We start from the raw sequence: 20,356 nt of genomic DNA, 5'->3' as shown, positions 1-20,356 counted from the left end.
CAGGCATGCTTTGTAGATGCCTCTCACGTCAAAAAGTGACGATACAAGCTCTCTGGGCGCATCTCTAGGGGGTTCACCCGTACGCGGACACTCAGTGCTGACAAATCCGCAGAGAATCATCCGTACGGCCAGCCTCACCCGATGCGGCACACTGGAGGTTTGGCCCCGCGCGGAAGGGATGCACAGGCGTGAACGGACCGCTGATCGTGCAGAGCGACAAGACGCTGCTGTTGGAGATCGACCATCCGCAGGCGGCGGAGTGCCGGCGGGTGATCGCGCCGTTCGCCGAGCTGGAGCGGGCGCCGGAGCACATTCACACCTATCGGGTGACGCCGCTGGGGCTGTGGAACGCGCGGGCGGCGGGGCACGACGCCGAGCAGGTGGTGGACGCGCTGGTGACGTACTCGCGCTACCCGGTGCCGCACGCGCTGCTGGTGGACGTCGCGGACACCATGGCGCGGTACGGGCGGCTGCAGTTGCAGAAGCACCCGGTGCACGGGCTGGTGCTGTCCACCACGGACCGGCCGGTGCTGGAGGAGGTGCTGCGGTCGAAGAAGATCGCGCCGCTGGTCGGGGCCCGGGTGGACCCGGACACGGTGGTGGTGCACCCGTCGGAGCGCGGCCAGATCAAGCAGGTGCTGCTGAAGCTGGGCTGGCCGGCCGAGGACCACGCCGGGTACGTGGACGGCGAGGCGCACCCGATCCACCTGGAGGAGGACGGCTGGGAGCTGCGCCCGTACCAGCGGCACGCGGTGGACGGGTTCTGGCACGGCGGCTCCGGCGTCGTGGTGCTGCCGTGCGGCGCCGGCAAGACGCTGGTGGGTGCGGCGGCGATGGCGGAAGCCAAGTCGACGACGCTGATCCTGGTGACCAACACCGTCTCGGCCCGGCAGTGGAAGCACGAGCTGATCAAGCGGACCTCGCTGACCGAGGACGAGATCGGCGAGTACAGCGGCGCCCGCAAGGAGATCCGCCCGGTGACCATCGCCACCTACCAGGTGATGACCACCAAGCGGAAGGGCGTGTACGCGCACCTGGAGCTGTTCGACGCCCGCAACTGGGGCCTGGTGGTGTACGACGAGGTGCACCTGCTGCCCGCGCCGGTGTTCAAGTTCACCGCCGACCTGCAGGCGCGCCGCCGGCTCGGTCTGACAGCGACGCTGGTGCGCGAGGACGGCCGCGAGGGCGACGTGTTCTCGCTGATCGGCCCGAAGCGCTTCGACGCCCCGTGGAAGGAGATCGAGGCGCAGGGCTACATCGCGCCCGCCGACTGCTGCGAGGTGCGGGTGACGCTGTCCGACTCGGAGCGGCTGATGTACGCGACCGCCGAGCCGGAGGAGAAGTACCGGTTCTGTTCGACCACGGTGACCAAGCGCCGGGTGGTGGAGCGGCTGGTGGAGAAGCACAAGGGCGACCAGACGCTGATCATCGGCCAGTACATCGACCAGCTGGACGAGTTGGGCGAGGCGCTGAACGCCCCGGTGATCAAGGGTGAGACCTCGAACGCGCAGCGCGAGAAGCTGTTCGAGGCGTTCCGGTCGAAGGAGATCAGTGTGCTGGTGGTCTCCAAGGTCGCGAACTTCTCGATCGACCTGCCGGAGGCCACCGTGGCCATCCAGGTGTCGGGCACGTTCGGCTCCCGCCAGGAGGAGGCGCAGCGGCTGGGCCGGGTGCTGCGGCCGAAGGCGGACGGGCACGCGGCGCACTTCTACTCGGTGGTCGCCCGGGACACCGTGGACCAGGACTTCGCGGCGCACCGCCAGCGGTTCCTCGCCGAGCAGGGCTACGCGTACCGGATCGTCGACGCCGACGACCTGTAGGCGAGGGGCTACATCTTGACGCCGTCGCGCCCGAGGAAGAGGACGCGCGCGGCGGTGTCGAGGACGATGCCGACGTTGCGGAAGGCGGCGGCCACCGGGCCCCGGCGGCGCTCCGAGACACTGTGGGCGCCGTTGACCTGCGGGTTCATTCGTTCGTTCGTCATGTCTCCATGGTGGGTCCGGGGGCGGTCGGCGGGCATCAACCGGAAGGCCGTACCTGGCGGGCGGTTGGTCGTCCTGGAGGTGGACCGACCCCTACGCCCGTCAGGGGGTGATCCCCCAGGGGTGGGGGGAGGGTCGTCCCTGAGAAAACGGATTCGCTCCCGGGCAGCGGCGGGTCTAGGATCGTCCGTCTGCCCCTCCCGAACCGTGGTGCCGCGTCGGCAGCCGTGGGAGGTGCCGGCCGCTCGGAAACCGGCCGGTGTCCTTCACCGTGAGCCAAGACGAGTCCGCCGCCCCTGGATGCCGGGCGGCCGGGAAGGTCCGCCGTGCACTCCCCCACCCCCACCGACACGTTCGCCGCCGACACCGACCCGCTGGGCCGCGAACGCTCCCACCTGGCCGCCTCCCGGGCCGCGCTGAAGGCGATGCGCGAGGACGTCGAGGCGCTCGACCTGCGCGACGTCACCGGCACCTGGGTGTCCGCGCGGGTGCTGCAGAGGCAGATCGACGACCGCATCAAGGCGCTCGCCGACCTCGCGCACACCCCGCTGTTCTTCGGCCGGCTGGACTACCTGCACGCGATCAGCGAGGCCGAGTCCGAGGGCAGCGGCGGCGAGCAGTTCTACATCGGCCGCCGGCACGTCCACGACGCCGACGGCGACCCGATGGTGATCGACTGGCGCGCCCCGGTCTCCCAGCCGTTCTACCGGGCCAGCCGCAAGGACCCGCTGGACGTCGCCAAGCGCCGCCGATTCGGTTACACCGGTGGCGAGTTGACGGCCTACGAGGACGAGAACCTGTCCGACCCCGACGAGGGCGACACCCGCTCCGCGCTGCTCGCCGCGGAGATCGAGAAGCCCCGCGTCGGCCCGATGCGCGACATCGTCGCCACCATCCAGCCCGAGCAGGACGAGATCGTCCGCGCCGACATCACCGGCACCGTCTGTGTCCAGGGCGCCCCCGGCACCGGGAAGACCGCCGTCGGCCTGCACCGTGTCGCCTACCTGCTGTACGCGCACCGCGAGCGGCTCGCCCGCACCGGCACCCTGGTGGTCGGCCCGAACCGGTCCTTCCTCCAGTACATCGAGCAAGTCCTGCCCGCCCTCGGCGAGTTGGACGTCGCCCAGGCCACCGTGCAGGAACTCGTCGGCCACGTCGAGGTGCGCGGCACCGACACCGCCGACACCGCCCGGATCAAGGGCGACGCCCGAATGGCCCAGGTCCTGCGCAACGCCGTCCGGGCCGGGATCACCGTCCCCACCGAGCCCTGCGTGGTGGTCCGCGGCTCCCGCCGCTGGCGCGTACCGGCCTATGAACTCGAGGAAATCGTCCGCGAGTTGATGGACCGCGACATCCGCTACGGGGCTGCCGCCGAGGCCCTCCCGCAGCGGATCGCGCACGCCGTCCTGGTCAAGATGGAACACGGCGGCGAGGCCCCCGACGACCGGGTGCAGGACGCGGTGGCCCGCAACACCGCCGTCAAGGCCGTCGTCAAAGCCAGCTGGCCCGCCGTCGACCCGGTGAAACTGGTGCACCGCCTGCTGAGCGACGCCGAATTCCTGGCCGCCGCGGCAGACGGCATCCTGGACGCCGACGAACAGGCCACCATCCTGTGGGCCAAGGCGCCGCGCTCCGCCCGCACCGCACCCTGGTCCGCCGCCGACGCCGTCCTGATCGACGAGACCACCGACCTCGTCCACCGCACCGCCTCGCTCGGCCACGTGGTCGTCGACGAGGCCCAGGACCTCTCCCCCATGCAGTACCGGGCCGTCGGCCGCCGCTGCACCACCGGCTCCGCGACCGTCCTCGGCGACCTCGCCCAGGGCACCACCCCCTGGGCCACCGACAGCTGGCAGGAAGCCCTGCACCACCTCGGCAAGGACGGCGCCCACATCGAGGAACTCACCCAGGGCTTCCGCGTCCCCGGCGAGGTCATCGCCTACGCCTCCCGCCTCCTCCCCGCGATCGCCCCCGGCCTGGCCCCCGCGACCTCCGTCCGCGACACCCCCGGCTCCCTCACCATCCGCCACGTCCCCGCCGGGCGCGACGAAGCCGTCCTCGCCGCCTGCCAGGACGCCCTCCGCCACGAGGGCTCCGTCGGCCTGATCGCCGCCGACGCGCGCATCCCCGCCCTCACCGAGATGCTCGGAGCCGCAGGGCTGCCCTGCCTGGAACCCGGCACCGAAACCACCGCCGACGCCCGGCTGACCCTCGTCCCCGCCTCCCTCGCCAAGGGCCTCGAATACGACTACGTCGTCCTCGACGAACCCACCGCGATCATCGCCGGCGAACCCGACCACCGCACGGGGCTGCGCCGCCTCTACGTGTCATTGACGCGCGCGGTCTCGGGGCTGACGGTGCTCCACACCGACCCGATGCCGGACGAGCTGAGTTAGAGCACCACCAGGGGCGCGGGGAACTGCGCGAAGGGGAACGCACCACGTCCGCAAGATCGCGACGCAGGACAATGACTTGCACTTGATCGCGACCTTACGGACGGGCCTGCGCTTGTCGCGCAGTTCCCCGCGCCCCTGGTTGCGCACCTCACTACTCCCCGATGAGCTCCCGCCACTGCGCAACTCTCGCCGCGTCCACCGCCCCCGCCCAGCCACCGGTTCGCGCCGCCCCGCCGATGTGGAACGCGTCGAAGCCGGCCGCACGCAGTTCGGGAACGTGCTCGGCGCGGAGGCCGCCGCCGACCAGGATCTGCTGGCGGTAGCCGGGGTTGCCGGACTTGGCGAGTTCGCCGAGGAGGACTTCCCGCCCGGCGTCGACGCCCGCCGGGGCGCCGGAGGTGAGGAAGGTGTCGAGTCCGGGCAGGTCGGCGACGGCGGCGCGGACCTCGGAGCGGTCGGTGCTGTGGTCGATGGCCCGGTGGAACGTCCAGCGGCAGCCGGTGACGGCGTCGGCGACGGTTCGGGTCGCGTCCAGATCCACCGCACCATCGGGGGTGAGGAAGCCGAAGACGAACTCGTCCGCGCCCTCGGCGCGCAGCGCGGCGGTCCGGGTCAGCAGCAGCTCGAGGTCGCCGGGGGTGAAGCCGTCGCGGATGCGGAGCATGACGCGGAGCGGGAGCGAGACGGCGGCGCGGATCGCGGCGAAGTCCTGAACGGTGGGGGTGAGCCCGTCGGCGGCCATGTCGGTGACCAGTTCGAGGCGGTCCGCGCCGCCCGACTCGGCGGCCCTGGCGTCCTGGGCGGTCAGCGCGATCACTTCGAACATTGGTCTAGACATATCCGATAGCCTGCCACATCGGTCCGCCCCGGGCGACCCCCCTCGTCCGTTCGGCCCCGCGTCCTCCTCCGTTCGCTCCCCGCCGGCGCCCGTTCGCCCGCTTCCCTCCCCGTTCAGCCCAGCGGGCCGTTCAGCCCAGCGGGGCAGCGATCTGACGCTCCGTCGGACGGGTGGAGGCGAGCAGTCGGAACACCGCCAGCAGCGCCAGCCCGGTCGCGAGCGCGTAGGGCGCGGCCCGCCACACTCCGCCGAGCTGCTCCCAGAGCGAGAACAGGCTGAACGCGGCGGTCAGCGGCAGCAGCGCGACGCCGAGCGCGGCGGGCAGCAGCCGGTCGCGGGCGGCGAACAGCATCAGCAGCAGCGGGAGCAGCAGCAGCGCGGTCGGCCACCAGCCGTCCATCAGGTAGCGGGTGTCGTAGTAGCCCTGGGCCCGGGTCAGGGCGAATCCGGCGGCCGCGCCGGCCAGGACCAGCAGCCGGTCGGCGCGGCCGCGGGAGTCGCCCGGGCCGGTCGGTGCGACGGCCAGCAGCAGGCCGCCCAGCAGGTAGGGCAGCAGGGCGGTGGCGGAGTACAGGAAGAACCATCCGATGCCGGGTTGCGGGCCGAACAGGTCCAGCGCGGCGTACCCGATCCGGACGGTGCCGAGCAGCGCCACCACGGCGCCGAGCAGTCGGACGGCCCGCCAGGCGCCGAACATGGCGGCGGCGGCCAGCAGCACCGGGACGACGACGAGGCCCAGCACGGCGAGGTTCTCCACCAGTTGGGCCCACGGGAGGTCCGTTCCGGCGTGGGCGGCGCCGGTGATCCCGTACTCCCGCCAGTCGCCGGTGCCGGGCAGGGTGCCGAGGCCGAGCACGGTGCCGGCCAGCAGCGGGGCGGCGGCGACCAGCAGGCGGCCGGGGAGCGCGGTCTCGGTCAGGCCGGTGCGCAGCCGCAGGCCGTAGGTGGCGAGGTCGAGGGCCTCGCGGGCGGTGGCGAGGCGGCCGGAGCCGGCGGTGGTGTCGGCGAACACCTCGGCGAGTTCGGCGCCCCGGTCGCGGCGGTAGCGGGCGGGGTAGAGCGCGAGGGCGGTGCGCAGGGCCATGTTCATGCGGTCGCCCCCCGCGGACGGACGGCGCCGCCGAGGCGGCGCTGCGCCTCGGCGGCGACGGTGCGCAGCCGTTCGGCCTCGGTGGCCAGGACGCCGCGCCCGGATTCGGTGAGGGAGTACGTGCGGCGGGCCCGGCCGTCGACGATCTCCTCGGCGGCGACCTCGATCAGGCCCTGCTGGAGCAGCCGGTCGAGGGCGCCGTACAGGGTCCCGGTGCGGAGCTTCACCCGCCCCCCGGAGATCGCGTCGACTTCCTGGATCAGCGCGTATCCGTGCCGGGGGGCGTCCGCGAGGGCGGTGAGCAGCAGCAGGGTGGGTTCCTGCATGGCGCGTTCAGTCATACGACTACATATATCGCCGACCTGCCTATCCGCGCCATCCCGCGGGGGCGTCCCGGCGCAGCGCGCCGAGCAGGCCGGCCAGCACCGGCAGCGCCAGGGCGAACAGCGCGATGGTGGCCCACGGGACGTCGGCGGGGTTCAGCACGGGGGGTGCGCCCATCTCCCCGGCCACCCGGGAGCGCAGCAGGGCGTACGCGGGGACGAAGCCGCTGATGGTGCCGAGCAGGGCGCCGAGCAGCGAGATCAGTCCGGCCTGGAGCCCGGCGACGGTGCGCCGGGTGCGCGGCCGGGCGCCGATCGCGGACAGCAGGACGCGTTCGCGGCGGGCGTCGTCGGCGGCCAGCGCGGTGGAGACCACGGCCGCGCCGAGCACCACCAGGGCGGCGAAGCCGCTGAGCGCGACCTGCACCACGCTGCTCTGCGGCCGGAAGCCGCGTTCCACGCCGAACTCGGAGTGCGGGGCGAGTCGGGCGACGGTGGCGGCGGCCCGCTGTTCGGCCTTGTCGGCGACGGGCGTGGTGGGCAGCCAGATCGCCCCGGCCGGCACGACCTTCAGACCGAGTCCGCGGATCGTGTCGGGCGAGATCACCAGCGGTGCGTAGCGCTGCGCGGCGGGCCGTTCGAGCAGGACGGCGTCGACGGTGACGTCCTTGGGCTCCATGTTGTTGCCCAGCATCCGCAGCACGGCCTTGCCGTCGTGCAGGTAGGACGGGTCGGTGACCACGGCCTTCCCGGCGAGCAGCGCCGTCTCGGCGGCCTGGTCGCGCACCGCCAGCAGGTTGCGCAGCACCTTGGCGTCGCCGACCACGACCGACCTGGTGACGTCCCGGCCGTAGCGCTGCCCGCCCTCCGCGGACACCACGCTGGAGCAGCCCTCGCAGAACACGTAGTTGGCCTCGTACAGGTCGGCCCGTTCACCGAGGTCCGGCAGGTCCTGGACGATGGCGGTGCGCAGCTGGGGCATGGTGTCGGCGTCGCCGTGCAGGGTGAGCCGGACACTGCCGACGGGCTGTTCGAGCCGGTAGGAGGCGCGGTCCTGGGCCTCGGCACCCGCGGTGTGCACGCCGACCGCGACGGCTCCGGCGACGGCGGCCAGCACGGCGGCGACCGCGGGCCCGGTGCGGGAGCGGTGCCGGGCGGTGTCGCGCAGCGCGAGCCGCGGGCCGACGGGCAGCAGGCGGGCGAGCCTGCCGAGCAGGGCGAGCAGCAGCGGGGTGAACAGCAGCAGGCCGAGTTCGGCGAGCGTGGCGCCGCCCAGCACCGACAGGGTGCGCGTCGACAGTCCGGCGACCACCGGCATCCCGCCGGTCGGGGCGGCCACCGCGCCGTACAGCGCGAGTCCGATGCCGGCCAGCACGACCGCCAGGCCGAGCAGTGGCGTCCAGCGGGCGGAGCGGCGCACCGGGTCACGGTCCGTCAGGCCGTCGAGCACCTCGCGGCGTCCGGCCTGCAGGGCGGGCAGCAGGGCGGCCAGCAGGGCGGTGACCATGCCGACGGCGGCGATCCCCAGCAGGTCGGACGGGTTCAGGGTGAGCCCGCCGAACCGGCTGCCGCCCCACTCCTCGATCCGGGTGCGCAGCACGGCGACCAGGGCGGCGCCGACCACGGTGCCGAGCACCGCGCCAGCCGCGCCGAGCACCAGTCCGCCGCCGAGCACCACGGCCCGGACGTGTCCGGGGCGGCCGCCGGCCGCGCCGAACAGGGCGAGCTGGCGGCGGGCGCGCCGGGCGCCGACCGCGAAGGCGGGGCCGGCCAGCAGCGCGACCTCCAACAGGGCCATCGCGGCGGTGGTGGCGACCGTCATCAACCGGCGTTCGCGGGCGTCCTGCGCGCCGACGGCCTCCTCCACGGCCGGCACGTCGGCCGGCGGGTGGGCGGCGACCTGGCGGCTCGCCAGGGTGTAGCCGTAGCGGTTGAGTTCGCGGACCTGCTCCCAGCCGAGGCTCGCCCCGGCGGGCAGCCGGACCAGCCAGGCGGCCTTGTTGGCGGCGGCCTGCTCGGCGCCCGGGTTCTGCGGGGCGAGTCCGGCGGTGACCTGCGCGGCGTCCAGCTGCTGGTACAACTCGCCGGGGCGGGCGACCAGTTCGGACTTGTTCAGGTCATCGGGGAGTTCGACGGTGCCGGTCAGCGTGAACGGGGTGGACTCCAGGCCGCGGACGGTGACCCGGTCGCCGATCCGCAGGCCGGTGCCGGTGAGGAACGCCCGGGTGGCGGCGGCCTCGTGGGCGGCGGCGGGGGCCCGGCCGGAGACCAGGTTCAGCCGGCCCTGCCAGAGCTCGCCGGTCAGATCGGCCTCGAAGGTGTCGACGGGGGCCAGGCCGTCGTGGGTCTGCACGGACGCCACCGGGCCGGTGCGGGCCGGGATCAGGGTGCTGCCCTTCGGGAGCAACTCGCCGAGCAGCACGGTCGGTTCGGTGCCGATGGCGCGCTTCTGCTCGGGCGTCTGGTTGTCCGGGCGCACCGGCAGGGTGCGGACGCCGTCGGCCGGGAACACCGCCTGCTCGATGCTCCGGCCCGGGTCGTAGGCGCCGATCAGCGCGTCGGAACGGCCCATCAGCCGGTCGGAGCGCTCGGCGGCGCTGAGCTGCCCGCTGCGGTGCACCACGTCCACGCCGGTCGCGCCGAGCACCGGCAGCGCGATCATCGCGACCACCAGGGCGCTGCGGCCCTTGGCCCGCAGGGCGTCGCGGCGCGCCATCCGCAGCACCGCCCGCCAGGCGCTCATCGGCCGGCCCCGGTGCGCTGCGCCGCCTCGCGGAGGTACCGGCCGTCCCGGAGGAACACCACCCGGTCCGCCCAGGCCGCATGCGTGGGGTCGTGGGTGACCATCATGGCGGCGGCGCCGGCGTCGCAGCGCGAACGCAGCACCTGCAGCACGGCCTCGCCGGTGGCCGAGTCGAGCGCGCCGGTCGGCTCGTCGGCGAGCACCAGCCGGCGCTCACCCGCCAGCGCCCGGCCGATCGCGACCCGCTGCTGCTGGCCGCCGGACATGTCCTCCGGGAACCGGTCGGCGAGTTGGGCGATCCCCAGCTCCTCCAGCGCGACCAGTGCCTCCGCGCGGGCGGTCCGGGCGGAGACGCCGTCCAACTCCCTTGGCAGCGAGATGTTCTCGGCCGCCGTCAGCGACGGAATCAGGTTGTACGACTGGAACACGTAGCCGACCGAACGGCGACGCACATCGGCCAGCTTGGCCCGGCTCAGCCCCTCCAGCGGGGTGCCCTCGACCAGCACCCGGCCGGCCGACGGGCGGTCCAGGCCGCCGGCCAGAGCGAGCAGCGTGGACTTCCCGGAGCCGGACGGCCCCATCACGGCCAGGAACTCCCCGGCCCGCACTTCCAGGTCGATCGGGTGCAGGGCGTGCACCTGGGCCTCGCCCCGGCCGTGCACCCGGCCGACTCCCTCCAGGCGCAGCACGGCCTGCGCGCTCGATCCGGTCATGGCTCCCCCTCGGAACAGCGGAACGTCTTGCATACCGAGTATGTATAGCCTCCGAGCGACGACTACTCAAGTCTGCGTCATAAGTCGGTGAACTACATATAGTCTGGATCACATCGCGGGCCGAACCATGCCACCGCACCACCGGCAGGGAGCAGAATGACCGTCATGACCGCATCGCTGTCCGAGCGCTGGCACGCCCTGCTCACGCGCTGCGGCGCCACCGTCGACCCGGAGCCCTACGCCCGCGACCTGCTCGCCCGCTGGGCCGAACCGCAGCGCCGCTACCACACCACCGACCACCTGCGGGCCGTCCTGGACCGGATCGACGAACTCGCCGACCACGCCGAGAACCCGGACGCCGTCCGGCTGGCCGCCTGGTTCCACGACGCCGTCTACCGGCCCGACCGCTCCGAGAACGAAGAACGCAGCGCCGCCCTCGCCTGCCGCGCCCTGCGCGAGGCGGGCCTGCCCGAACCCCTGGTCCACGAGGTCGACCGCCTGGTCCGACTCACCGTCACCCACCACCCCGCGCCCGGCGACCACAACGGCGAAGTCCTCTGCGACGCCGACCTCGCCGTCCTCGGCTCACCCCCCGACCGCTACGCGGCCTACACCGCCGCCATCCGCGACGAATACTCCTTCGTCCCCCCGAACGCCTTCCGCGAGGGCCGCACCGCGATCCTCCACCACCTCCTCGCCCTCCCCGCCCTCTACCGCACCCCCGAGGCCCACGCCCGCTACGACGCGCAGGCGCGGGCGAACATGCAGCACGAGCTCAGCGAGCTGGCCGGGTAGGAGGGCGGGCGCGAAAACTGTGCGGGTGCGAGACCAGGGGCGCGAGCGGATGCGAAACGCCTGCTGTCAGTCGAGCTCCCCCACCGCCGCGACGATCAGACCCTTCTTGCCGCACACCCAGTGCGGATCCGCCCCCAACTCCGGCTCCACGCCCAGCGCGTGCGGGTCGTCCTCCGCCGCACAAGCCGCGCACAACGGCCACCGCCCGTACGACTCCAGCAGCGCGTCCTGCACGTCCTGCGCGATCAGCCCGAGCACGAACTCGCAGCCGTCCGGCCACTGTTCGAGCCACCAGCGGCGGTGGGTGACGGCGTCCTCGACCAGCGAGACGATCGCGGCGTCGGCGACGTCCCGCGCGGTGAGGTCGGCGAGGATCAGCGCGCGGGCGCTGTGCAGGGCGGCTTCGATCTCGTTGCTGGACATCCGCCCATTGTCCCAAACCGCCGCCACAACCCGGAAACGCCGCAAGGGCGGCCTCCCGAAGGAGACCGCCCTCACGGCGTGAGACTGACCGATCCAACCGGTGAGGTCGGATCAGAAGTCCATGTCACCGCCCGGCATGCCGCCGCCGGCGGCCGCGGAGGCCTTCTCCGGCTTGTCGGCGATGACGGCCTCGGTGGTGAGGAACAGCGCCGCGATGGAGGCGGCGTTCTGCAGGGCGGAGCGGGTGACCTTGGCGGGGTCGATGATGCCGGAGGCGATCAGGTCGACGTACTCGTTGGTCGCGGCGTTCAGGCCGTGGCCGGCGGGCAGGTTGCGAACCTTCTCGACCACGACGCCGCCCTCGAGGCCGGCGTTGGTGGCGATCTGCTTGATCGGGGCCTCGAGCGCCACGCGGACGATGTTGGCGCCGGTGGCCTCGTCGCCGTCCAGCTCCAGCTTCTCGAACGCGACACCGGCCTGCAGCAGGGCGACGCCACCACCGGCGACGATGCCCTCCTCGACGGCGGCCTTGGCGTTGCGCACCGCGTCCTCGATGCGGTGCTTGCGCTCCTTGAGCTCGACCTCGGTGGCCGCGCCGGCCTTGATGACGGCCACGCCGCCGGCCAGCTTGGCGAGGCGCTCCTGGAGCTTCTCGCGGTCGTAGTCCGAGTCGGAGTTCTCGATCTCGGCGCGGATCTGGTTGACGCGACCGGCAACCTGGTCGCTGTCGCCGCCACCGTCGACGATGGTGGTCTCGTCCTTGGTGATGACGACCTTGCGGGCGGTGCCCAGCAGGTCGACGCCGGCGTTCTCGAGCTTGAGGCCGACCTCCTCGGAGATCACGGTGCCGCCGGTCAGGATGGCGATGTCGCCCAGCATGGCCTTGCGGCGGTCGCCGAAGCCCGGGGCCTTGACGGCGACGGACTTGAAGGTGCCGCGGATCTTGTTCACGACCAGGGTCGACAGGGCCTCGCCCTCGACGTCCTCGGCGATGATGACGAGCGGCTTGCCGCTCTGCATGACCTTCTCCAGCAGCGGGAGCAGGTCCTTGACCGAGGAGATCTTGGAGTTGGCGATGAGGATGTACGGGTCCTCGAAGCTCGTCTCCATGCGCTCCAGGTCGGTGGCGAAGTAGGCGGAGATGTAGCCCTTGTCGAAGCGCATGCCCTCGGTGAGCTCGAGCTCCAGGCCGAAGGTGTTGCTCTCCTCGACGGTGATGACGCCTTCCTTGCCGACCTTGTCCATGGCCTCGGCGATGAGCTCGCCGATCTGGGTGTCGGCGGCCGAGATGGAGGCGGTGGAGGCGATCTGCTCCTTGGTCTCCACGTCCTTGGCCTGGGCCAGCAGCTGGTCGGAGACGGCGGCGACGGCCTTCTCGATACCGCGCTTCAGGGCCATCGGGTTGGCGCCGGCGGCGACGTTGCGCAGACCCTCGCGGACGAGCGCCTGGGCCAGCACGGTGGCGGTGGTGGTGCCGTCACCCGCGACGTCGTCGGTCTTCTTGGCGACCTCCTTGACGAGCTCGGCACCGATCTTCTCGTACGGGTCCTCGAGCTCGATCTCCTTGGCGATGGAGACACCGTCGTTGGTGATGGTGGGGGCGCCCCACTTCTTCTCCAGAACGACGTTGCGACCCTTGGGGCCGAGCGTGACCTTCACGGCGTCGGCAAGCTGGTTCATGCCACGCTCAAGGCCGCGGCGGGCTTCCTCGTCAAAGGCGATGATCTTGGCCATTAGAAGTGGTCCTCCGGGACACGGTCGACTGCTCGGACCAAGGGGGTGCCCGCGACGGACGGCCCAGGAGAGCGGGGGTCTCGTCCCCTACCGCTTCCGGGGCCTCACCGGCCCGGTCCGTTGTCACTCTCACGCTGTGAGTGCTAACGCCAATGATTAGCACTCGGGGGTGTCGAGTGCAAGCCCATTCGCCGCGCTCCGATGCCCCTCCCGGGAAACCCGCAGGCGGGCCCGGGAACGCCGACAGGCCCGGACCCGGACGCGTCGCGCCGGGGCCGGACCTGCCGGGTCATAGCTGTGGTGTGTGCGGTCTACCGGGCCGTCAGGCGCCGGCGGCGCGGACCATGTCGGCCTGCGGACCCTTCTGACCCTGCGAGATCTCGAACTCGACCCGCTGGCCCTCTTCCAGGGTGCGGTAGCCGTCCATCTGGATCGCGCTGTAGTGGACGAACACGTCCGCTCCACCGTCGACCGCGATGAAGCCGTAGCCCTTCTCGGCGTTGAACCACTTGACGGTGCCCTGAGCCATTCCGAACTCCCCTTGTGCTGTGCTGGCCCTTCAGAGATCCGCGGGACGCGGACCCGGAGGTCTGGAAGGCCGGCCTGTGGGGACTCCCCCCCGCACGGCGCAGCCTCGTGTCGCGGCTGAATGTATCCGGATATGCGCCCTCTGCAACAGGCCCTAATTTCGCGGAAAGTCCGCACCCCACACCGGATATGACGGGTCGAAAGGTATATGGCCCGACAATTGCCACCGGACATAACGGACGTGTCGCCGCAAATCGTCGAAAGAATTCTGACGGCGGCCTGACAGGTCGGGCGGTGAACGGTCCGGCGCATGTCTCAGAGCGCGGGACGGGGACGGGGCCGGCGCGAGGTGCGCTGCGGGAAAATCGAGGATTGGAACGGGCCGTGGCGGGGAACGGCTCCACCGGCACTCTACTCCCCCGCGAACGCGGGAATTCCAGCGACCCGCCAGGTCGGAATCACCGCTGCCCGCGCGCCCGGCCGATGCGCGAAGCCGCCGCCGGGCGGCTCGGAAATCGAATTCCGAGCCCGCGCCCGACGGCGGCGGAGCGAATACGCGGGGCGGCCCCACCGGCCGCCCGGAGCTGCCTCAGCAGCCGCCGGCCACCGCCGGAATGATCGACACCGAGGCGCCGTCCTTGATCTCGGTCTCCAGGCCCTCGGCGAAGCGCACGTCGTCGTCGTTGACGTACACGTTCACGAAGCGGCGCAGCTTGCCGGTGTCGTCCAGCAGGCGGGCGGCGATGCCGGTGTGGTTCGCCTCCAGGTCGGCGATGACGGCGGCCAGGGTGGCGCCCTCGGCGGTCACCTCGGCGGCGCCGCCGGTGTAGGTGCGGAGGATGGTGGGGATGCGGACGGTGGCGCTCATGGGGGTGCTCCTAGAAGAAAGTCGTGGGGGGATCAGGCGGAGACGAGACCGGCGGCGCGGAAGGACTCCAGCGTCGGGCGGATCACGGCGGTCATGCCGGAGTCGGCGACCGCGTCGAGGGTCTTCAGGCCGTCGCCGGTGTTGATCGCGACGGTCTCCTTGCTCGGGTCGAGCTGCCCGGTCTCGACCAGCTTCTTCAGCACGCCGACGGTGACGCCGCCCGCGGTCTCGGCGAAGATGCCCTCGGTGCGGGCCAGCAGCTTGATCGCCTCGACCACCTGCGCGTCGGTGACGTCCTCGACGGCGCCGCCGGTGCGGCGGGCGATGTCGAGCACGTACGGGCCGTCGGCGGGGTTGCCGATCGCCAGCGACTTGGCGATGGTGTCCGGCTTGACCGGCTTGATCACGTCGCGGCCGGCCTTGAAGGCGGCGGAGACCGGGGAGCAGCCCTCGGCCTGGGCGCCGAAGATCTTGTAGGGGCGGTCCTCGACCAGGCCGAGCTTGATCAGCTCCTGAAGCCCCTTGTCGATCTTGGTGAGCTGGGAGCCGGAGGCGATCGGAATGACGATCTGCTCGGGCAGCCGCCAGCCGAGCTGCTCGCAGATCTCGTACGCCAGGGTCTTGGAGCCCTCGCCGTAGTACGGGCGCAGGTTGACGTTGACGAAGCCCCAGCCCTCGCCGGCCGGGTCGCCGATCAGCTCCGAGCAGAACCGGTTCACGTCGTCGTAGTTGCCGTCGATGCCGACCAGCTCGCCGCCGTACACCCCGGCCATCACGACCTTGCCCTGCTCCAGGTCGTGCGGGATGAACACACAGGACTTGAAGCCGGCCCGGGCCGCGGCGGCGCCCACCGCGCCCGCCAGGTTGCCGGTGGACGAGCAGGACAGCGTGGTGAACCGGAAGGCGCGGGCGGCCTCGATCGCGCAGGCCACCACCCGGTCCTTGAACGAGTGGGTGGGGTTGCCGGAGTCGTCCTTGATGTGCAGCTGCGCGGTGAAGCCCAGCTCGCGGCCCAGGTTGTCGGCCTTCACCAGCGGGGTCCAGCCCGGGTTCAGGTTCGGCTTGCCCGCGACGTCGGCCGGGACGGGCAGCAGCGGGGCGTAGCGCCAGATCGACGCCGGGCCGGCCTCGATCCGCTTGCGCAGTTCCTCGGCGTCGTAGCCGGCGTAGTCGTAGGCGATCTCCAGCGGGCCGAAGCACTCCAGGCACGCGAAGCTCGGGCCGAGCGGGAAGCGGGTGCCGCACTCGCGACAGGACAGTGCGGTGGCCGGACCGAGGTCGACGGCGGCAGGTGCGGGGGTGTCAACAGCCATGATGGCGAGGCCCTTTCTCCTCATCTTCCCCGGGACGCGGTCGCGCCCGGGCCGGAATTGGCACCTGTCCCGCCGGGCCTGCTGGGCCGCGCGGGAGGGTTGCCGGGACTTCAACGGGCCGTTCCCTCAGTCCCTCTGGATGAGCTGTATGAAGTTGTGGTCGTACGCTGCGAGCGACCCCGGCGTGCGAAGGTCCGAGCGCAGTACGAAGACTGTAACGGAAGGCCGGTGCGGTCGAACCCCACCGTCCGACAACCGAGACAGAGCGAGACAGGGAGCGAGATCTTGGCCGAGCAGCCCGAGCCCGGGATACTGCCGGAAGTGGCCGACTGGCTGCGCCGCCGGTCCTGGACGGCCACCGACCGGCCGCTCGACCGGCTGCTCGCCGCCAAACGCGCCGCCGGCCCGGCCGGCACCGTCAGCGTGGTGCTGCCCGCCCTGGACGAGGAACCCACCGTCGGCGAGATCGTCACCACCATCCGCACCGAACTGATGGAACGCGTCCCGCTGGTCGACGAACTGCTGGTGGTCGACTCCGGCTCGGTCGACGGCACCGCCGCCGCCGCAGCCGCCGCCGGCGCCCGGGTGGTGCACCGCGACGCCATCCTGCCCCGGCTGCCCGCCGCCCCCGGCAAGGGCGAGGTGCTGTGGCGCTCACTGCTCGCCAGCAGCGGCGCGATCGTCTGCTACATCGACGCCGACCTGCGCGAATTCGACCCGGCGTTCGTCTCCGGCATCATCGGCCCCCTGCTCACCGACCCCGACCTGCACCTGGTCAAGGCCATGTACGACCGCCCGTTCGAGGCCGACGGCGCCGTCGTCCCGGCCGGCGGCGGCCGGGTCACCGAACTGGTCGCCCGCCCCCTGCTCAACCTGCACTGGCCGCAGCTGGCCGGCTTCGTCCAGCCGCTCGGCGGCGAGTACGCGGCCCGCCGCAGCCTGCTCGAACAGCTGCCCTTCCCGACCGGCTACGGCGTCGAACTCGGCCTGCTGGTCGACGCGTTGGAACTGGTCGGGCTGGACGCGCTGGCCCAGGTCGACGTCGGCGTCCGGCACCACCGCCACCAGGACGGCCAGGCCCTCGGCCGGATGGCCGCCACCATCTACCGCACCGCCCTGGAACGCCTCGACCGCGCCCACCGCCTCAAGGCCGACCCCGACCTGGTCCGCCCCCTGCTCACCCAGTACACCCGCACCGCCACCGGATTCACCCCCCGCACCCACCCCGTCCCCGCCGCCGAACGCCCCCCGATGATCACCGTCCCCGAGTACCGCAACCGCTGACCGACGACCCGCGTCCGTCCCGGCATGGCCCCCTCCCCGGAACCCGGACCCGACGCCGAAGCCGAGGCCGGACCCGACGCCGAAGCCGGACCCGAAGCCGAACCCGGACCCGCGTCCGCTCCCGGAAGCACCGGTGCCAACGTCGGCATCGGCTGTCTCGCTCTGCTGCTCGCACCCGTCCTCGGCCTCCTGGTCGAGTCCCGGGTGCTGCGACTGATCGAGGACACCTGGTCCGGCTGCCTGAACATGGCCTGGCAGGTCACCTACGACCTGACCGACGACGCCCGGTTCAACCTGCTCAACTCGTACGAGTGCAGCTACCTGTTCCTGCCGCCCCTCGCCGTCCTGCTCGCCCTGTACCTCGCCCGCCGCTCCCCCTGCCTGCTCACCCGGGCGCTCGCCGCGGCCTTCGCCGCCCTGCTCACCGCACTCGCCGTCGCCGCCGTCGACCTGGAGCACAACCTCACCCCGCCGCGCGGGTGGTACCTGCCCGGGAAGTGCCCGGACGGCCGCCCGCCGTGGCTGCCCGACTTCCTGCCCGCCCGCGACTCCGGCCCGCCGACCGACCATCGCGGCTGACGCCCGCTGTTCACCCGTCGCGGGCCGCGCCGGGTGGTTTGGTCGGCTGGTCGCACGGCAAGGTTGGCTGTATGGCCGATCACGCGTCCGAACGCCCCACGCAGTCCGGAGCCGCCCCGATCCTGGTGGCCTCCAACCGCGGCCCGGTGTCCTTCCGCACGGAGGACGATGGCACGCTGAGCCTCCGCAGAGGCGGCGGCGGCCTGGTCTCCGGGCTCTCCGCGATCGACGACCCGAACGCCGTCTGGGTCTGCGCCGCCCTCTCCGACGCCGACCGCGCCGCCGCCCGGCAGGCCCCCGACGGGCGCCTCGACCGGGCCGGCCACGACGTCGGCGGACAGGCCGTCCGGATGCTGGACATCGATCCGGAGACCTTCGCCCTCGCCTACAACGGCGTCGCCAACTCCACCCTGTGGTTCGTCCACCACCTGCTGTACGACATCCCCACCAAACCCGCCTTCGACGCCGACTTCCGCACCGAATGGGCCGCCTACCGGGCCTACAACACCGCCTTCGCCGAGGCCCTCGCCGCCGAGGCCGCCCCCGGCGCCGCCGTCCTGGTGCAGGACTACCACCTCTCACTGACCCCCGCGCTGCTCCGCGAACTCCGCCCCGACCTGCGCATCGGCCACTTCTCGCACACCCCCTGGGCGCCGCCCGAGTACTACCGGCTGCTGCCCGACGACGTCGCCGCCGAAGTCCTCCGCGGCATTCTCGGCGCCGACCGCGCCGCCTTCCTCACCCGCCGCTGGGCCCTCGCCTTCGCCGACTGCTGCGAAGCCGTCCTCGGCGCGAGCGTCGACCGCGATGTCCTCGCCGTCACGTACGCCGGCCGCACCGCCCGGCTCGGGGTCCACGGCCTCGGCGCCGACGCCGAGTTCCTGCGCGAACGCGCCCACCGGCCCGACGTCGACGAACGCCTCGCCGCCCTGCGCGAAGCCGTCGGCGACCGCCGCACCATCGTCCGGGTCGACCGCACCGAACTCAGCAAGAACATCGTCCGCGGCCTGCTCGCCTACCGGCACCTGCTGCGCGCCCGCCCCGAATGGCACGACCGGGTCGTCCACATCGCCTTCGCCTACCCCTCGCGCACCGACCTCGCCGAGTACCGCGAGTACACCGCCGAAGTGCAGCGGCTCGCCGAGGAGATCAACGCCGAGTTCGCCACCGCCGACTGGCAGCCGCTCATCCTGCACGTCGACGACGACTTCCCGCGCTCTCTCGCCGCGTACCGGCTCGCCGACGTCGCCCTGGTCAACCCCGTCCGCGACGGCATGAACCTGGTCGCCAAGGAAGTCCCCGTCGTCTCCGACCACGGCTGCGCCCTGGTCCTCTCCCGCGAGGCCGGCGCCTACGCGGAACTCGCCGACGACGCGATCACCATCAACCCCTTCGACGTCATCGCCACCGCCGACGCCCTGGCCCAGGCCCTCACCATGCCCCCCGCCGACCGCGCCGACCGCACCAAGCGTCTGGCGTCCGCGGCGACGGCACTGCCTCCGCAGCAGTGGTTCCTGGACCAGCTCCACGCGCTGTAGGGGCGGTTGGGCGCGTAAGCGGGCTTGCGCTTGTCGCACCCCCGCTTACGCGCCCAACAGCTCCGCCAGCTCACTGAGCAGGTCCACCACCCCCGCCGGCCCCGCCACCACCAGGTCCGCGCGATCGGCCAGCTCGCGGACGGGGGCCTCGCCGGTGACGGGGCCGCTGCACACCAGCAGGCCGGGGTGGCCGTCCTTCCGGCGCGACTCGACCTCCTCGTACGCGGCGACGTCCCCGAGATCGTCGCCCGCGAACAGCACCGGCCCGGCTTCCCGTTCGGCGAGGAACTTCCGCAGGGCGACGCCCTTGTCGACGCCGGGCGGGCGCAGTTCGAGGACCATCCGGCCGGGTTCGACCACCAGGCCGTGCCGCGCGGCCAGTTCGGCCAACGGGGCGCGCAGGCGCGCGAGTTCACCGTCGGGGTCGTCCGCCCGCCGGGTGTGCACCGCCAGCGCCCGTCCCTTGTCCTCCACGGACACTCCGCCGGCAGCCTTCAACTCCCCCAGCAGCGAAGGAAGTTCACCCCGGACGGCAGCAACCCCCGGCGGCGCCGGCGCCGCCGTGACGGCACCGGTCCGCGCGTCCCAGCGTTCCGCGCCGTAGTGGCCGAGGACGGTGAGGTGCTCGAGCCCGGCGACAGCCCCGAAGCCGCCGTACGCGGCAGCGGTCGCCGCGGGCCGACCGGTGACGATGACGACCGAGCCGACCAGCGGGGCGAGCGCGGTGAGGGCGGGGACGACGCCGGGGTGGGCGCGGGCCCTCTCGGGGTCGGCCACGATCGGGGCGAGCGTGCCGTCGAAGTCGAGTCCCACGACCGCGGAGCGCGGGTCGGCGAGCAGGCCCGCCAGTCCGGTCCGCCCTGCCTGGGACGTGATCTGCTCAGCAATTCCCATGGCCCCGACGCTACCCGGCCGGGGCCCCCGGTGGGCCCTGATCGCGCCACTACCGGGCGTCACGCCGCCCCTGCCGCACCCGCCGCAGCCGGTTGACCAGGACGGGTGCGTGGGCGAGTGCCTCCGGCCGGTCGAGCAGGGCGTTGAGCAGCTGGTAGTAGCGGGTGGCGGAGATGCCGAGTTCCTGCCGGATCGCCTGCTCCTTGGCGCCGGCGGTCCGCCACCCGCGTGCTTCCAGTTCGAGTACCGCCCGGTCGCGGTCGGTCAGTTCGGCCATGCGTCCAGGCTAAGCACCAGGACCGTCAGCCCCCGGCC

General features: G+C 72.6%; 19 protein-coding genes and 1 riboswitch. Of the genes, 6 read left to right on the top strand and 13 right to left on the bottom strand.

Translation table 11 applies throughout. The features are described from left to right. Positions 1-188 precede the first annotated feature (188 nt). Positions 189-1,820 carry a DNA repair helicase XPB gene (locus tag ACGFWJ_RS08515; RefSeq protein ID WP_392946651.1) on the top strand — a complete coding sequence of 544 codons (1,632 nt, stop codon included), beginning with the start codon at positions 189-191 and terminating at the stop codon, positions 1,818-1,820. An 8-nt stretch (positions 1,821-1,828) separates the two neighbouring features. Here ACGFWJ_RS08515 and ACGFWJ_RS08510 read toward each other — a convergent pair whose 3' ends face one another. Beyond that, positions 1,829-1,984 carry a hypothetical protein gene (locus ACGFWJ_RS08510; RefSeq protein WP_387638615.1) on the bottom strand — a complete coding sequence of 52 codons (156 nt, stop codon included), beginning with the start codon at positions 1,982-1,984 and terminating at the stop codon, positions 1,829-1,831. A 324-nt stretch (positions 1,985-2,308) separates the two neighbouring features. Between ACGFWJ_RS08510 and ACGFWJ_RS08505 the strand changes: the two genes are divergently transcribed. Next, on the top strand, positions 2,309-4,378 hold the full coding sequence (locus tag ACGFWJ_RS08505; protein ID WP_392946648.1) for a HelD family protein: 2,070 nt from the start codon (positions 2,309-2,311) through the stop codon (positions 4,376-4,378). Positions 4,379-4,529: 151 nt separating this feature from the next. On the opposite strand, the gene ACGFWJ_RS08500 is transcribed toward ACGFWJ_RS08505, so the two are convergent. The 5 genes from ACGFWJ_RS08500 to ACGFWJ_RS08480 form a co-directional block, all read right to left on the bottom strand. Next, entirely contained in the window at positions 4,530-5,216 is a 687-nt protein-coding gene (locus ACGFWJ_RS08500) for a copper homeostasis protein CutC (RefSeq protein WP_392946645.1), read from the bottom strand. Positions 5,217-5,346: 130 nt separating this feature from the next. Further along, complete coding sequence (locus ACGFWJ_RS08495) at positions 5,347-6,306, bottom strand: hypothetical protein (RefSeq protein ID WP_392946642.1); 960 nt, start codon at positions 6,304-6,306, stop codon at positions 5,347-5,349. After that, complete coding sequence (locus tag ACGFWJ_RS08490) at positions 6,303-6,647, bottom strand: PadR family transcriptional regulator (RefSeq protein ID WP_387638625.1); 345 nt, start codon at positions 6,645-6,647, stop codon at positions 6,303-6,305. The genes ACGFWJ_RS08495 and ACGFWJ_RS08490 overlap by 4 nt, the downstream gene beginning before the upstream one ends. A gap of 25 nt (positions 6,648-6,672) precedes the next feature. Next, positions 6,673-9,372 carry an ABC transporter permease gene (locus tag ACGFWJ_RS08485; RefSeq protein WP_392946640.1) on the bottom strand — a complete coding sequence of 900 codons (2,700 nt, stop codon included), beginning with the start codon at positions 9,370-9,372 and terminating at the stop codon, positions 6,673-6,675. Further along, positions 9,369-10,085, bottom strand: coding sequence for an ABC transporter ATP-binding protein (locus ACGFWJ_RS08480; RefSeq protein ID WP_392946638.1), 717 nt, complete (start codon positions 10,083-10,085; stop codon positions 9,369-9,371). Before ACGFWJ_RS08480 ends, ACGFWJ_RS08485 begins: the two co-directional genes overlap by 4 nt. A gap of 165 nt (positions 10,086-10,250) precedes the next feature. On the opposite strand from ACGFWJ_RS08480, the gene ACGFWJ_RS08475 reads away from it, so the two are divergent. Then, on the top strand, positions 10,251-10,880 hold the full coding sequence (locus ACGFWJ_RS08475) for a hypothetical protein (protein ID WP_392946636.1): 630 nt from the start codon (positions 10,251-10,253) through the stop codon (positions 10,878-10,880). A gap of 66 nt (positions 10,881-10,946) precedes the next feature. On the opposite strand, the gene ACGFWJ_RS08470 is transcribed toward ACGFWJ_RS08475, so the two are convergent. From ACGFWJ_RS08470 to thrC, 5 genes are all read right to left on the bottom strand, one after another. Beyond that, positions 10,947-11,303, bottom strand: coding sequence for a hypothetical protein (locus tag ACGFWJ_RS08470; RefSeq protein WP_387638636.1), 357 nt, complete (start codon positions 11,301-11,303; stop codon positions 10,947-10,949). A 111-nt stretch (positions 11,304-11,414) separates the two neighbouring features. Then, positions 11,415-13,037 carry a chaperonin GroEL gene (groL, locus tag ACGFWJ_RS08465; protein ID WP_387638638.1) on the bottom strand — a complete coding sequence of 541 codons (1,623 nt, stop codon included), beginning with the start codon at positions 13,035-13,037 and terminating at the stop codon, positions 11,415-11,417. Positions 13,038-13,359: 322 nt separating this feature from the next. Next, on the bottom strand, positions 13,360-13,566 hold the full coding sequence (locus tag ACGFWJ_RS08460) for a cold-shock protein (RefSeq protein WP_014137493.1): 207 nt from the start codon (positions 13,564-13,566) through the stop codon (positions 13,360-13,362). A 588-nt stretch (positions 13,567-14,154) separates the two neighbouring features. Further along, on the bottom strand, positions 14,155-14,433 hold the full coding sequence (locus ACGFWJ_RS08455; RefSeq protein ID WP_387638643.1) for a MoaD/ThiS family protein: 279 nt from the start codon (positions 14,431-14,433) through the stop codon (positions 14,155-14,157). 32 nt (positions 14,434-14,465) lie between these two features. After that, the gene (gene thrC / locus ACGFWJ_RS08450; RefSeq protein WP_392946632.1) at positions 14,466-15,746 is read right to left on the bottom strand and encodes a threonine synthase; all 1,281 of its coding nucleotides are present in this window, start codon (positions 15,744-15,746) and stop codon (positions 14,466-14,468) included. Positions 15,747-15,763: 17 nt separating this feature from the next. Continuing rightward, positions 15,764-15,892, bottom strand: a riboswitch (SAM riboswitch). 163 nt (positions 15,893-16,055) lie between these two features. Between thrC and ACGFWJ_RS08445 the strand changes: the two genes are divergently transcribed. From ACGFWJ_RS08445 to ACGFWJ_RS08435, 3 genes are all read left to right on the top strand, one after another. Continuing rightward, complete coding sequence (locus ACGFWJ_RS08445) at positions 16,056-17,030, top strand: glucosyl-3-phosphoglycerate synthase (RefSeq protein ID WP_387638905.1); 975 nt, start codon at positions 16,056-16,058, stop codon at positions 17,028-17,030. A 24-nt stretch (positions 17,031-17,054) separates the two neighbouring features. Beyond that, complete coding sequence (locus ACGFWJ_RS08440; protein WP_392946629.1) at positions 17,055-17,609, top strand: hypothetical protein; 555 nt, start codon at positions 17,055-17,057, stop codon at positions 17,607-17,609. Positions 17,610-17,680: 71 nt separating this feature from the next. After that, positions 17,681-19,147, top strand: coding sequence for a trehalose-6-phosphate synthase (locus ACGFWJ_RS08435; RefSeq protein WP_392946626.1), 1,467 nt, complete (start codon positions 17,681-17,683; stop codon positions 19,145-19,147). A gap of 45 nt (positions 19,148-19,192) precedes the next feature. On the opposite strand, the gene otsB is transcribed toward ACGFWJ_RS08435, so the two are convergent. Both otsB and ACGFWJ_RS08425 read right to left on the bottom strand, forming a co-directional pair. Then, complete coding sequence (gene otsB / locus ACGFWJ_RS08430) at positions 19,193-20,041, bottom strand: trehalose-phosphatase (RefSeq protein WP_392946624.1); 849 nt, start codon at positions 20,039-20,041, stop codon at positions 19,193-19,195. A gap of 49 nt (positions 20,042-20,090) precedes the next feature. Further along, on the bottom strand, positions 20,091-20,318 hold the full coding sequence (locus ACGFWJ_RS08425) for a DUF3263 domain-containing protein (RefSeq protein ID WP_387638653.1): 228 nt from the start codon (positions 20,316-20,318) through the stop codon (positions 20,091-20,093). Positions 20,319-20,356 lie beyond the last annotated feature (38 nt).

It is taken from the genome of Kitasatospora sp. NPDC048407 (assembly GCF_043200475.1).
Lineage (GTDB): Bacteria > Actinomycetota > Actinomycetes > Streptomycetales > Streptomycetaceae > Kitasatospora.
Note: the sequence above shows the minus strand (reverse complement) of the source record. Positions and strands in the feature narration are given on the sequence as shown.